The sequence below is a fragment of the Nocardioides sp. GY 10113 genome (genome assembly GCF_004919105.1).
Taxonomy (GTDB): domain Bacteria; phylum Actinomycetota; class Actinomycetes; order Propionibacteriales; family Nocardioidaceae; genus Nocardioides.
In genome coordinates this window covers 68,990-82,985 of the sequence record NZ_STGK01000002.1, presented here as the reverse complement: position 1 = coordinate 82,985, position 13,996 = coordinate 68,990, and the positions used below count along the sequence as shown (strand labels likewise).

Here is a 13,996-nt window from a genome sequence, read left to right as displayed (position 1 = left end):
TTCCGCCGCGTGGGCCAGTGACGTCCCTTGCGCCCCACCTTCTGTGGTCCGATCCTTGAACGACGGACACAGACGTAGTCGACGGGAGAACTCTGGTGCCCTACTCGCACGCGTTCCCGCCGCCGGAAGGCCTCTACGACCCGCGCCATGAGCGGGACGCCTGTGGTGTCGCCTTCGTGGCGACCCTGACGGGAGAGGCCAGCCACGACATCGTGGCCAAGGCACTGACCGCCCTGCGCAACCTCGACCACCGCGGCGCCGCCGGCGCCGAGGTGAACTCGGGTGACGGCGCGGGGATCCTCCTGCAGGTCCCGGACGCGTTCCTGCGCGACGTGGCCGCCGACGCCGGCTTCACGCTGCCCGCCGCGGGCAGCTACGCCGTCGGCACGGCGTTCCTGCCCGGCGACGACGAGGCGGTGACCAAGACCCGCCGACGCATCGAGGAGATCGCGGCGGAGGAGGGCCTCGAGGTCCTCGGCTGGCGCGACGTGCCGATCGAGCCGAGCATCCTGGGCACCATGGCGCTGAGCGTCATGCCGACGTTCAGCCAGCTCTTCGTGATGGCGCCCGGCGGCGCGCTGAACGGCATGGACCTGGAGCGCCTGGCGTTCTGCCTGCGCAAGCGAGCCGAGCGTGAGACCGACGTGTACTTCCCGTCGTTCTCCTCGCGGACGCTGGCCTACAAGGGCATGCTGACCACCGCCCAGCTGGACAACTTCTTCCCCGACCTGGTCGACGAGCGGGTCGCCTCGGCGATGGCCGTGGTGCACTCGCGGTTCTCCACGAACACCTTCCCGAGCTGGCCGCTCTCGCACCCGTTCCGGTTCATCGCCCACAACGGCGAGATCAACACCGTGATGGGCAACCGGAACTGGATGCGGGCCCGCGAGGCGCTGCTCTCCTCCGACCTGATCCCCGGCGACATGGAGCGGCTGTTCCCGATCTGCACCCCCGGTGCGTCGGACTCGGCCTCCTTCGACGAGGTGCTGGAGCTGCTGCACATGGGCGGCCGCAGCCTCCCGCACGCGGTGCTGATGATGATCCCGGAGGCGTGGGAGAACCACACCGAGATGGACGCGCAGCGGCGCGACTTCTACCGGTTCCACGCCACGATGATGGAGCCCTGGGACGGCCCGGCCTGCGTGGTCTTCACCGACGGCACCCAGATCGGCGCGGTCCTGGACCGCAACGGCCTGCGTCCCTCCCGGTTCTGGGTCACCGACGACGGTCTCGTGGTGCTGGCCTCCGAGGTCGGCGTGCTCGACCTGGACCCGGCCAGCGTGGTGCGCAAGGGCCGGCTCCAGCCGGGCCGGATGTTCCTGGTCGACACCGAGGAGCACCGGATCATCGAGGACGAGGAGATCAAGTCCCAGCTCGCCGCGGAGCACCCGTACGGCGAGTGGCTGCACGGCGGCCTGATCCACCTCGACGACGTGCCCGAGCGCGAGCACGTGGTCCACACCCACGCCTCGGTCACCCGTCGCCAGCAGGTCTTCGGGTACACCGAGGAGGAGCTGCGGGTCATCCTCACGCCGATGGCCAACACCGGCGGGGAGCCCCTCGGCTCGATGGGCACCGACTCCCCGATCGCGGCGCTCAGCGACAAGCCGCGGCTGGTGTTCGACTACTTCAGCCAGCTCTTCGCGCAGGTGACCAACCCGCCGCTGGACGCGATCCGGGAGGAGCTCGTCACCTCCCTGAACGGCAGCATCGGGCCGGAGTCGAACCTGCTCCAGCCCACCCCGGCCTCGTGCCGGCAGGTGGTGCTCCCGTTCCCGGTCATCTCCAACGACGACCTGGCCAAGATCCGCCACATCAACCGCGACGGCGACATGCCGGGGTTCATCACCCACGTCTCCCGCGGCCTCTACGAGGTCGAGGGCGGCGGCGAGGCGATGGCGCGGCGGATCGACGAGATCTGCGCTGAGGTCTCCGAGGCGATCGCCGACGGCGCACGGATCATCGTGCTCTCCGACCGGCACTCGACCGCCGACCTCGCGCCGATCCCGTCGCTGCTGCTCACCGGCGCGGTCCACCACCACCTGGTCCGGGAGAAGACCCGGACGCAGGTCGGGCTGCTGGTCGAGGCCGGTGACGTCCGCGAGGTGCACCACGTGGCCCTGCTGGTCGGCTACGGGGCGGCCGCGGTCAACCCGTACCTGGCGATGGAGACCGTGGAGGACCTCGCTCGCGAGGGCTACTACGTCACCACGGAGCCCGAGGTGGCCGTCAAGAACCTGATCAAGGCGCTCGGCAAGGGCGTGGTCAAGGTGATGAGCAAGATCGGCGTCTCGACGGTCGCGTCCTACACCGGCGCCCAGATCTTCGAGTGCATCGGCCTCTCCCAGTCCGTCGTCGACAAGTACTTCACCGGGACCACCTCCAAGCTGGGCGGCGTCGAGCTCGACACCCTCGCCGAGGAGGTCGCGCTGCGGCACGCCACGGCGTACCCGCGCGGCGGCATCTCGCCGGCGCACCGCGAGCTCGAGATCGGCGGGGAGTACCAGTGGCGCCGCGAGGGCGAGCCCCACCTGTTCAACCCCGAGACGGTCTTCCGTCTCCAGCACTCGACCCGGACCGGTCGCTACGACATCTTCAAGCAGTACACGAAGGCCGTCGACGAGCAGTCCGAGAACCTGATGACGCTGCGCGGGCTGTTCCAGTTCAAGGACGCCGCCGCGTTCGGCCGCACGCCGATCCCGATCGAGGAGGTGGAGCCGGTCGCGGACATCGTGAAGCGGTTCTCCACCGGCGCGATGTCCTACGGCTCGATCAGCCAGGAGGCGCACGAGACCCTCGCGATCGCCATGAACCGGCTGGGCGCCAAGTCCAACACCGGTGAGGGTGGCGAGGACCCCGAGCGCCTCTACGACCCCGAGCGGCGCAGCGCCATCAAGCAGGTCGCCTCGGGCCGGTTCGGCGTCACCAGCGAGTACCTGACCAACGCCGACGACATCCAGATCAAGATGGCGCAGGGCGCGAAGCCCGGCGAGGGCGGGCAGCTGCCCGGCAACAAGGTCTATCCGTGGGTGGCCAAGACCCGGCACTCGACGCCGGGCGTGGGACTGATCAGCCCGCCGCCGCACCACGACATCTACTCGATCGAGGACCTGGCGCAGCTGATCCACGACCTGAAGAACGCCAACCCGGCGGCGCGGGTCCACGTCAAGCTGGTCTCCGAGGTCGGCGTCGGCACCGTCGCGGCGGGCGTCTCCAAGGCGCACGCCGACGTGGTGCTGATCTCCGGCCACGACGGCGGGACCGGCGCCTCCCCGCTGACCTCGCTGAAGCACGCGGGCGGCCCCTGGGAGCTCGGTCTGGCCGAGACCCAGCAGACCCTGCTGCTCAACGGCCTGCGGGACCGGATCGTCGTGCAGACCGACGGCCAGCTCAAGACGGGCCGGGACGTGGTCATCGCCGCGCTGCTCGGCGCGGAGGAGTTCGGCTTCGCGACCGCCCCGCTGGTGGTCTCGGGCTGCATCCTGATGCGGGTCTGCCACCTGGACACCTGCCCGGTCGGCGTCGCCACCCAGAACCCCGTGCTCCGCTCGCGGTTCAACGGCAAGGCCGAGTACGTCGTGAACTTCTTCGAGTTCATCGCCGAGGAGGTCCGCGAGCTGCTCGCGCAGCTGGGCTTCCGCAGCATCGAGGAGGCCGTCGGCCAGGTCGAGGCGCTCGACGTGGTCGACGCGATCGAGCACTGGAAGGCCTCCGGGCTCGACCTGACCCCGATCCTGCACAAGGTCGAGGTCGCCGAGACCCACTTCCCCGACCAGGACGTGCGCAACACCAAGGGCCAGGACCACGGCCTGGAGAAGTCGCTCGACGTCACCCAGCTCGTGCCGCTCGCGGCGCCGGCGCTGGAGAGCGGCGAGCCGGTGCGCGCGCAGCTGGAGGTCAAGAACGTCCACCGCACGGTCGGCACGATCCTCGGCCACGAGGTGACCAAGCGGTACGGCGGCGCGGGCCTGCCCGACGGCACGATCGACCTGACCTTCCTCGGGTCGGCCGGGCAGTCCTTCGGTGCCTTCCTGCCCCCGGGCATCACGCTGCGCCTGGAGGGCGACGCCAACGACTACGTCGGCAAGGGCCTCTCGGGCGGCCGGATCGCGATCCGGCCCGACCGGAGCGCGACGTTCCAGGCCAACCAGCACATCATCGCCGGCAACACGATCGCCTACGGCGCGACCGCGGGTGAGATCTTCATCCACGGCGGGGTCGGCGAGCGCTGCTGCGTGCGCAACTCGGGTGCCTCGGTGGTCACCGAGGGCGTGGGCGACCACGGCTGCGAGTACATGACCGGCGGTCGTGTGGTCGTGCTCGGCAAGACCGGTCGCAACTTCGCCGCCGGCATGTCCGGTGGCGTCGCCTGGGTGCTGGACCTCAAGGAGATCCGGGTCAACCGCGAGCTCGTCGAGCTGGGACCGGTCTCGGCCGCTCACGCCGACGAGCTGCAGGCCCTGGTCCGCCGCCACCACGAGGAGACCGGCTCCGAGGTCGCAGCCGCCCTCCTCGACGACTGGGACGCCTCGCTGTCCCGGTTCACCGAAGTCATGCCGCGCGACTACCGGATCGTGCTCGAGGCCAAGGCGAAGGCCGAGGCCGACGGGCTCGACGAGGACGGCGTGGCCAACGCGATGATGGAGGCCCTCCATGGCTGATCCCCGAGGATTTCTCAAGGAGGGGCGGCAGGTTGCTGAGCGCCGCCCCGTGGAGGAGCGCGTCCAGGACTGGAACGAGGTCTACCCCGACGGGATCGGGCGCGCGCTGCTGCCGATCATCAACGTCCAGGCCAGCCGCTGCATGGACTGCGGGATCCCGTTCTGCCACCAGGGCTGCCCGCTCGGCAACATCATCCCCGAGTGGAACGACCTGGTCTGGCGTGACGACTGGGAGGGCGCGATCGAGCGTCTGCACGCGACCAACAACTTCCCGGAGTTCACCGGTCGCCTCTGCCCGGCGCCGTGCGAGACCGCCTGCGTGCTCGGCATCAACCAGGACCCGGTGACGATCAAGAACGTCGAGGTCTCGATCGTCGACCGCGCCTGGGCCGACGGCACCGTCCGGCCGCAGCCGCCGGAGTGGCTCTCGGGCAAGACGGTCGCCGTCGTCGGCTCGGGCCCGGCCGGCCTGGCCGCCGCCCAGCAGCTGACCCGGGCGGGCCACACCGTGGCTGTCTACGAGCGGGCCGACAAGCCCGGCGGGCTGCTGCGCTACGGCATCCCCGAGTTCAAGATGGAGAAGAAGCACCTCGAGCGTCGTCTGGACCAGATGAAGCGCGAGGGCACCATCTTCCGCTCGGGCGTCGAGGTCGGCACCGGCAACCTGACCGGTGACCGGCTCCGGGACCGGTACGACGCCGTCGTACTGGCGATGGGCTCCACGGTTCCCCGCGACCTGCCGGTCCCCGGCCGGGAGCTGAACGGCATCCACCAAGCGATGGAGTTCCTGCCGCAGGCGAACCGCGTCTCGCTGGGGGAGAGCGTCGAGGGGCAGATCCGCGCCGACGGCAAGCACGTGGTGATCATCGGTGGCGGTGACACCGGCGCCGACTGCCTGGGCACGTCCATCCGTCAGGGTGCGGCGTCGATCACGCAGCTGGAGATCATGCCGCAGCCCACCGAGGAGCGACCCGCGGGCCAGCCGTGGCCGACGTACCCGATGATCTTCCGGGTCTCCTCCGCGCACGAGGAGGGCGGCGAACGCGTCTACGCGGTCTCCACCCAGGAGTTCCTCGGCGACGGGGAGGGCAACGTGCGGGCGCTGCGCCTGGTCGACGTGGAGTTCGTCGAGGGGCGGCTGACCGAGATCGCAGGCACCGAGCGCGAGATCCCGGCCGACCTGGTCCTGTTCGCCATGGGCTTCGTCGGTCCGGAGCAGCCCGGCCTGGTGGAGCAGCTCGGCGTCGAGCTGGACCCGCGCGGCAACGTCGCTCGCGACAAGGGCTACCAGTCCTCGGTCCCGGGCGTCTTCGTCGCCGGCGACGCCGGCCGCGGCCAGTCGCTGATCGTGTGGGCGATCGCCGAGGGCCGCTCGGCGGCCGCCGCGGTGGACGAGTTCCTCACCGGGGCCACGACGCTGCCGGCGCCGATCCCGCCGACGGCCCGCCCGCTGGTGGTCTGACCACCGCGCCCCACCGCGAGTCGGCAGAGATCCTCTGCCGACTCGCGGTCGTTTTCGCAGCGTGCACGGAGCCGTCGAGCGGCGCTCTGAACGTTCCAACCCGGGACCGATAGGCTGCTCCCGTGCGGAGAGCCAAGATCGTGTGCACCCTGGGACCGGCCACCAACACCGAGCGCCGGATTCGCGAGCTCGTCTACGCGGGCATGGACGTCGCGCGGCTCAACATGAGCCACGGCACGCACGCCCAGCACGCGGAGGCCTACAAGCTGGTCCGCGAGGCATCGGACGCCAGCGGGCACAGCGTCGGCATCTTCGCCGACCTGCAGGGCCCCAAGATCCGGCTGGAGACGTTCGCCGACGGTCCGGCGCTGCTGCGTCGCAGCCAGCAGTGGACGATCACCACGCGTGACGTCGAGGGCGACGACAAGATCTGCGGAACCACGTACAAGGGCCTTCCCGGTGACGTGAAGCCCGGCGACCCGATCCTCATCGACGACGGCAAGATCCGCCTGCGGGTGGTCGAGGTGACCGACACCAGCGTGGTCACCGAGGTGCTGGTCGGCGGCCGGGTCAGCAACCACAAGGGGATCAATCTCCCGGGCGTCCCGGTGTCGGTGCCGGCGCTCTCCGACAAGGACGAGGCGGACCTCCGGTTCGCCCTGCGCCTGGGCGTCGACTTCGTGGCCCTCAGCTTCGTGCGCAACGCCGCCGACGCCGAGGACGTACGGCGGGTGATGCGCGAGGAGGGCGTCATGCTGCCGGTGATCGCCAAGATCGAGAAGCCGCAGGCGATCGACAACCTCGACGAGATCATCGACGCCTTCGACGGCTTCATGGTGGCCCGCGGCGACCTCGGCGTGGAGTGCCCGCTGGAGGAGGTGCCGTTCCTGCAGAAGCAGGTCATCGAGAAGGCGCGGCTCTACGCCAAGCCGGTGATCGTCGCAACCCAGATGCTGGAGTCGATGGTCTCCAATCCCGCGCCGACCCGGGCCGAGGCCTCCGACGTGGCCAACGCCGTCCTCGACGGCGCCGACGCGGTGATGCTGTCGGGGGAGACCAGCGTGGGCGACCACCCGATCCACACGGTGGAGACGATGGCTCGGATCATCGCGGCCACGGAGAGCCACGCGTTCGAGGAGGACCGGATGGACCGGTTCGGCAAGATCGAGTGGGACCCGCACACCCGTTCCGGCGTGATCACCAAGGCCGCCGAGGAGGTCGCGCACCGCGTCGATGCCAAGTACGTCGTCGCGTTCACCACCAGCGGCGACGCCGCGCGCCGGCTCTCCCGGCTGCGCAGCCGGATCCCGGTGCTCGCGTTCACGCCCCACGCCCGGGTGCGTTCCCAGCTCGCCCTCAGCTGGGGCGTGGAGACGTTCCGGACCGGCGAGGTCGAGCACACCGACGAGATGGTCCGCCAGGTCGACGAGCAGCTGCTGCGGATCGGCAGGGTGTCCGAGGGTGACCTGGTGGTGATCGTGGCCGGCAGCCCGCCGGGGATCCCCGGTTCGACGAACGCCCTGCGCATCCACCGGATGGGCGACGCGATCAACGAGGTGGCGCCGGCGTACCGCCGCGGCTGACGCGGCCGGGCCGAGGGCCGCGGCGGGGGAGTGGAACGGGTGCCCCGGGTGAGATTCGAACTCACACTGGATGGTGTTTGAGACCACTGCCTCTGCCGTTGGGCTACCGGGGCGCGCAGGGAACGTTAGCCCAACGGCCCGGCGGCGACGGCATCGGCCCGGGGTGGGGGGTGACCGGGGGCACTCGAAGTCACCTGCGCCGCCGTGGGCAGGGCCGTTAGCCTTGGCGACGTGACCGAAGCAGCCCCGACCTCCCCGTCCTCCACGCCGGCCCGCACCGTCGTCATCGCCGAGGACGAGACCCTGATCCGGATGGACCTCGCCGAGATGCTCGTCGAGGAGGGGTACGACGTCGTCGGCCAGGCCGCCGACGGCGCGAAGGCGATCGAGCTGGCCGAGCGGCTCCGTCCGGACCTGGTGATCCTGGACGTGAAGATGCCCGTGCTGGACGGGATCGCGGCCGCTGAGGCGATCGCGGGGCAGCGGATCGCACCCGTGGTGATGCTGACCGCCTTCTCCCAGCGTGACCTGGTGGAGCGGGCGCGCGAGGCCGGCGCGATGTCGTACCTGGTCAAGCCGTTCAGCCAGTCGGACCTGGTGCCGGCGATCGAGATGGCGGTCAGCCGGTTCGCCGAGATCGCCCAGCTGGAGCGTGAGGTGACCGACCTCAAGGAGCGGCTCGAGACCCGCAAGGCGGTCGACCGGGCCAAGGGGATCCTGCAGGAGAAGCTGTCGCTCACCGAGCCGGAGGCCTTCCGCTGGATCCAGAAGACCGCGATGGACCTGCGGATGTCCATGCGCGAGGTGGCCGAGGGCGTGGTCACGCACGGCGTCCCCGGCGCACCCGGCTGAGCGCCGACGGCCCCCGCCGAGCACGGGCAGGGGCGAGCGTCACACCGGTCCGGATTTGGTCTGCCCGCCGGCTTATGTAACAGAACGATCATGATTCGTCCCTTCGGCGTGTGAGCTGCTTACAGGCGCCTCCCTGCCGGTGTACGTTCCGCGCCAGGAAACCTCCTTCGTGGGCACGAGCGTTGCTCACGGACCGAGTAAGGAAGCGGGATCGTCTTGAGGCGAAACAAGGTATTCGGACTGGGCGCGGCGGCACTTGCCCTCAGCCTGTCCATGACGGCGTGCGGTACCACGGAGGACAGCGAGGGCGGCAGCAGCGACGCCGCGTGCGACCTCAAGCTCGCCTTCTTCGGCCCGGAGACGGGCCCCGCGGCGGGTCTCGGCAAGCCGATCATCCAGGGCGCGCAGCTCGCCGTGGACCAGTACAACGAGGACGCCGACTGCGAGGTCGAGCTCACCATCAGCGACTCGCAGGGCTCGCCCGACGAGGCCCCGTCCCTGGCGACCCAGCTCGCCGGTGACGAGTCGGTCATCGGCGTCGTCGGCCCCGCGTTCTCCGGTGAGTCGGCCGCTGCCGGCCCGATCTTCGCCGAGGCGGGTCTGCCGACCATCAGCCCGTCCGCCACCAACCCGGCGCTGTCGACCAACGGCTGGGACACCTTCCACCGCGCGCTCGGCAACGACGCGACGCAGGGCCCGGCGGCCGCGAAGTACATCCAGGACGTCGTCCAGGCCAAGTCGACCTTCGTGATCGACGACGCCTCGGAGTACGGCGCCGGCCTGGCCGAGATCGTGGCCGACACCCTGGGCGACTCGGTCGCCGGCACGGACACCATCCAGGCCGGTCAGACCGACTTCTCGGCGACCGTCACCAAGGTCAAGTCCGACAAGCCGGACGCCGTCTTCTTCGGTGGCTACTACGCCGAGGCGACCATCCTCGTCGGCCAGCTCCGCGACGGCGGCTTCGACGGCGTCTTCGTCGTCGCCGACGGCGTGAAGGACCCGGCCTACCTCGACGCCGGCAAGGCCGCCGAGGGCACCATCATCACCTGCCCCTGCATCCCCGACACCGACCCGGCCGTGGCCGAGTTCGCGTCGGCGTACGAGGACGAGTTCGGTGAGGCTGCGGGCACCTACGCCGCCGAGGCGTACGACGCCGCGAGCATCTTCCTCGCCGGCATCGGCGAGGGCATCGACAACCGCGAGGACATGCTGGCCTTCGTCAACGACTACGACGAGCCCGGCATCACCAAGCAGCTCACCTTCGACGAGACCGGTGAGCCCTCGGACGTCCACGTCTACGCCTACACGGTGAAGGACGGCGCGATCGTCGCTGACAGCGAGATCAAGTGATCCGCTGATCGGTCCAGCATGACAAGAGACGCGGCCGGGGACGATGTCCCCGGCCGCGTCTCCTGTCCGGAACCAAGGGCCAGGAGGCCTGGGTGAATTTCGACTTCTTCTTCAACAATCTTCCCGAGCTGACCATCACCGGTCTCGCCTTCGGCGCGATCTACGCGCTGATCGCGCTGGGCTACACGATGGTCTACGGCGTGCTGCAGCTGATCAACTTCGCGCACTCCGAGGTGTTCATGTACGGCACCTTCGCGACGTTCTGGGTGATCACCGCCTTCAACGCGGCAGACGCCAGCGGCATCGGCCTGATCGCGATCCTGATCGCCGCGCTGGTCGCGTCCATGGCGATGTCGGCGACGATCGCCCTGATCCTCGAGCGGGTCGCCTACCGTCCGCTCATCAAGCGGAACGCGCCCCGGCTGGTGGCGCTGATCTCCGCGATCGGTGCCTCGTTCGTGCTCGCCGAGCTGATGGGCCTGCGCGACCGCGTGGCCGAGTTCTTCGGCGCGGGCGACGCGCTCGACAAGTACGTGTCGGCGGCGCGGATCAACAACAGCATCGCCGGCGCGATCGACAAGCCGCGCTTCGACCTGCTGGGGATCTCCATCTCCAGCATCGACATCATCGTGATCGTCTCCGCGGTCGCGATGATGGTCCTGCTCGACCAGTTCGTCCGGCGCTCCAAGCTCGGCAAGGGCATCCGCGCCACGGCGCAGGACCCCGAGACGGCTTCCCTGATGGGCGTCAACCCGACCAGGACCGTGCAGATGACCTTCCTGATCGGTGGTCTGATGGCGGGTGTGGCGGCGTTCCTCTACATGCTCAAGATCGACGTGACCCGGTACGACATCGGCTTCCTGCTGGGCGTCAAGGCGTTCACCGCCGCGGTGCTCGGCGGCATCGGCAACCTGCGCGGCGCGCTGCTGGGCGGCCTGGTGCTCGGAGTCGCCGAGAACTGGGGCCAGGCGCTGTTCGGCAGCGAGTGGCGCGACGTGGTCGCGTTCGTGCTGCTGGTCCTGATCCTCCTCTTCCGGCCCACCGGCCTGCTGGGCGAGTCTCTCGGAAAGGCACGCGCATGATGGCGAAGTGGAGCGCGTTCCCCACGCCGGTCAAGATCGTGGTCTGGGCCCTGCTGGCGCTGCTGGCCTACGCCCTGCCGCTGCTCGAGCCGCCGTTCATCTCGACCCCCGGGGTCGACTTCGGCGGCGTGCTGTTCACGGTCTCGATCTACGGCCTGGTCGCGCTGGGGCTGAACATCGTGGTCGGCTACGCCGGCCTGCTGGACCTCGGCTACGTCGGCTTCTACGCGATCGGCGCCTACACGGTGGCGATCCTCACCTCGTTCCACGCCAGCTGGCCGCTGCTGCTCGCGATCCCGGCCGGTGTCGTCGTGGCGATGCTCTCGGGCGTCCTGCTCGGCTGGCCGACCCTGCGGGTGCGCGGCGACTACCTGGCGATCGTGACCCTCGGCTTCGGTGAGATCATCCGTCTCGTCGCGGTCAACACGGAGTGGCTCGGTGCCTCCAAGGGCATCCCGGGCGTCGTGAAGCCGCCGAGCCTCGGCGGCGACGAGGGCTGGTTCGACATCCCGCACCTGTTCTGGGGCGACGGCACGGTCCTGGTCGACACGAAGGACACCACGACGTTCCTCAAGTTCGGCGTGCTGGACCAGATCCCCTACTACTGGATGGCGCTGACCGCGGTCATCCTGGTGCTCATCGCCGACATCCTGATCAAGAACAGCCGGGTCGGTCGGGCCTGGGAGGCTACCCGCGAGGACGAGGACGCCGCCGAGCTGATGGGCGTGCCGACCTTCAAGTTCAAGCTGCTCGCGTTCGCGACCGGTGCGTTCGTCGGCGGTCTCGCCGGCGGCCTCTACGCCACCCGCCAGGGGTTCATCAATCCGCAGTCGTTCCTGCTGCTCTACTCGATCCTGTTCCTGGCGGCGGTCGTCGTCGGCGGCCAGGGCAACCGGTGGGGCGTGCTCATCGGCGCGATCCTGGTCGCCTACCTGCCGCAGCGGTTCCGGGAGTTCGACGACTTCCGGGTGCTGGCGTTCGGCCTCGCGCTGGTGGCGCTCGCCGCGCTGCGTCCGGAGGGCCTGCTGCCGCCGAAGCGCACGGTGCGTGCCAAGCACATGGAGCAGGAGCTGGAGGACCTCGAGGAAGGTCATGACGGTTCCGGGGGAGAGGAGAACGCCCGTGTCTGAGGAGACCCCTGCGTACGGCACGAACGGGGCCGAGACGCTGAGTGCTGTGGATCCGGCCGTCAAGGACGGCGCGGTGGTGCTGGATGTGCGGCACCTGACCCTGAAGTTCGGTGGCCTGACGGCCCTCGACGACGTGTCGTTCCAGATCCAGGAGGGCGAGATCCTCGGCCTGATCGGCCCCAACGGTGCCGGCAAGACGACCTGCTTCAACGCGGTCACCGGGGTCTACAAGCCGACCAGCGGCGACATCGTGTTCGAGGGTGAGTCGGTCGTCGGGCTGAAGAAGCACAAGATCACCCAGAAGGGGATCGCCCGCACCTTCCAGAACATCCGTCTGTTCCCGACGATGACGGCGTTGGAGAACGTGCTGGTCGGCACCGACGCCCAGCACCGGACCGGCATGCTCAGCGCGTTGTTCCGGCTCCCGCGGCATCGTCAGGAGGAGGAGCGCGGCCACCGCCGTGCGATGGAGCTGCTGCGCTTCATGGGCATCGTGGACAAGGCCGACGAGCTGGCCTCGAACCTCTCCTACGGTGACCAGCGGCGGCTCGAGATCGCCCGCGCGATGGCGACGGAGCCCAAGCTGATCTGCCTGGACGAGCCGGCCGCCGGCTTCAACCCGGCCGAGAAGGTGCAGCTCATGGAGCTGATCCGCAAGGTGCGCGACCAGGGCTACACCGTGCTGCTCATCGAGCACGACATGAAGCTGGTCATGGGCGTCACCGACCGGATCGTGGTGCTCGAGTTCGGACGCAAGATCGCGGAGGGTCGCCCCTCCGAGATCCGCGACAACCCGGCGGTCATCGCCGCCTACCTGGGAGTGGACGAAGAAGATGCTTCTTGAGGTCGAGGGCCTCTGTGTCAACTACGGGCACATCGAGGCGATCCGTGACATCTCCTTCGGCGTGCCGGAGGGGACGGTCACCACGCTGATCGGCGCGAACGGCGCGGGCAAGACGACCACGCTGAAGACGATCTCCGGGTTGCGGAAGGTGCGGGCCGGCACGGTCAAGTTCGAGGGCAAGGACATCACGCACGTCCCGCCCTACGACCGGGTCAAGCTCGGCATCGGCCAGTCGCCGGAGGGGCGGCGCTGCTTCGTCGGCATGACGGTCCGCGAGAACCTGGACATGGGCGCCTACCACCGGAGCGACCGCAAGTCGGCCGCCTACCGGGAGGACATGGACCGGGTGCTGACGCTCTTCCCCCGGTTGCAGGAGCGGATCGACCAGATCGCGGGCACGATGTCCGGCGGCGAGCAGCAGATGCTCGCGATCGGCCGGGCGCTGATGGCGCGGCCGCGCCTGCTCCTGCTGGACGAGCCGTCGATGGGGCTGGCCCCCAAGCTCATCCAGCAGATCTTCAACATCGTCACGGAGATCAACCAGCAGGGCACCACCGTGCTCCTCGTGGAGCAGAACGCCGCCCAGGCGCTCAAGCGCTCCGACGAGGCGCACATCCTGGAGACGGGCGAGATCGTCCGCTCCGGCACCGGCGCCGAGCTCGCCGGGGACGACTCGGTGAAGGCGGCGTACCTGGGCGGCGACGTCTGAGACGTCGTACCCGCTGAAACGGCACGGGGCCCCGGACGGTTGAACCGTCCGGGGCCCCGTGCCGTGCGTGCTGATTCGCACGCGTGCTCCCGCCGAGAACGTCGATCTGCCGGCCGCGCGGGCCCCTGGTGGGGTGGCGGCGGTGGTGGCTCGGCGTTGCCATGTAACACGCTGTTGCGCGCGCCCGGAGACAGTTCGCGTTGCTGGCGGGCCGTTCCAGCGGGCTCGAAGGGTCCGCAACGGCCGGCCACCGCGTGCAACAGCGTGTTAGATGACAGTCTGCATCGCGATGGACGATCGGGCTGTCACTCACTGCTCCG

Annotated in this window: 9 protein-coding genes and 1 tRNA gene; 9 read left to right on the top strand and 1 reads right to left on the bottom strand. The window is 69.7% G+C overall.

Annotated features, from left to right (window positions below; all coding sequences use genetic code 11):
- Positions 1-95: 95 nt before the first annotated feature.
- The 3 genes from gltB to pyk all read left to right on the top strand — a co-directional run bounded on the left by gltB (position 96) and on the right by pyk (position 7,706).
- Positions 96-4,661 (top strand): glutamate synthase large subunit, encoded by a 4,566-nt coding sequence (gene gltB / locus E8D34_RS02635; protein ID WP_136593046.1) that lies wholly within the window; start codon positions 96-98, stop codon positions 4,659-4,661.
- Positions 4,654-6,123, top strand: a complete 1,470-nt coding sequence (locus E8D34_RS02630) for a glutamate synthase subunit beta (protein ID WP_136593045.1) — start codon at positions 4,654-4,656, stop codon at positions 6,121-6,123. The genes gltB and E8D34_RS02630 overlap by 8 nt, the downstream gene beginning before the upstream one ends.
- Positions 6,124-6,245: 122 nt before the next feature.
- Positions 6,246-7,706, top strand: a complete 1,461-nt coding sequence (gene pyk, locus E8D34_RS02625; protein ID WP_136593044.1) for a pyruvate kinase — start codon at positions 6,246-6,248, stop codon at positions 7,704-7,706.
- Between the two features lie 40 nt (positions 7,707-7,746).
- Here pyk and E8D34_RS02620 read toward each other — a convergent pair.
- Positions 7,747-7,819 (bottom strand) — tRNA-Leu (locus E8D34_RS02620).
- A gap of 118 nt (positions 7,820-7,937) precedes the next feature.
- Here E8D34_RS02620 and E8D34_RS02615 point away from each other — a divergent pair.
- From E8D34_RS02615 to E8D34_RS02590, 6 genes are all read left to right on the top strand, one after another.
- Positions 7,938-8,558, top strand: coding sequence for a response regulator (locus E8D34_RS02615; RefSeq protein WP_136593043.1), 621 nt, complete (start codon positions 7,938-7,940; stop codon positions 8,556-8,558).
- Between the two features lie 273 nt (positions 8,559-8,831).
- Positions 8,832-9,911 (top strand): branched-chain amino acid ABC transporter substrate-binding protein, encoded by a 1,080-nt coding sequence (locus tag E8D34_RS02610; protein WP_206056523.1) that lies wholly within the window; start codon positions 8,832-8,834, stop codon positions 9,909-9,911.
- A gap of 92 nt (positions 9,912-10,003) precedes the next feature.
- Positions 10,004-10,993 (top strand): branched-chain amino acid ABC transporter permease, encoded by a 990-nt coding sequence (locus tag E8D34_RS02605; protein ID WP_136593041.1) that lies wholly within the window; start codon positions 10,004-10,006, stop codon positions 10,991-10,993.
- Complete coding sequence (locus E8D34_RS02600) at positions 10,990-12,123, top strand: branched-chain amino acid ABC transporter permease (RefSeq protein ID WP_136593040.1); 1,134 nt, start codon at positions 10,990-10,992, stop codon at positions 12,121-12,123. The genes E8D34_RS02605 and E8D34_RS02600 overlap by 4 nt, the downstream gene beginning before the upstream one ends.
- 73 nt (positions 12,124-12,196) lie before the next feature.
- Positions 12,197-12,967 carry an ABC transporter ATP-binding protein gene (locus tag E8D34_RS02595; RefSeq protein ID WP_240771088.1) on the top strand — a complete coding sequence of 257 codons (771 nt, stop codon included), beginning with the start codon at positions 12,197-12,199 and terminating at the stop codon, positions 12,965-12,967.
- Positions 12,957-13,676 (top strand): ABC transporter ATP-binding protein, encoded by a 720-nt coding sequence (locus E8D34_RS02590; protein ID WP_136593038.1) that lies wholly within the window; start codon positions 12,957-12,959, stop codon positions 13,674-13,676. The genes E8D34_RS02595 and E8D34_RS02590 overlap by 11 nt, the downstream gene beginning before the upstream one ends.
- The last annotated feature ends 320 nt before the right edge of the window (positions 13,677-13,996 follow it).

Coding starts and splice junctions, on each gene's coding strand:
- E8D34_RS02590 (WP_136593038.1), top strand. CDS start 12,957: ATGCTTCTTGAGGTCGAGGGCCTCTGTGTCAACTACGGGCACATCGAG.
- E8D34_RS02630 (WP_136593045.1), top strand. CDS start 4,654: ATGGCTGATCCCCGAGGATTTCTCAAGGAGGGGCGGCAGGTTGCTGAG.
- E8D34_RS02610 (WP_206056523.1), top strand. CDS start 8,832: ATGACGGCGTGCGGTACCACGGAGGACAGCGAGGGCGGCAGCAGCGAC.
- E8D34_RS02600 (WP_136593040.1), top strand. CDS start 10,990: ATGATGGCGAAGTGGAGCGCGTTCCCCACGCCGGTCAAGATCGTGGTC.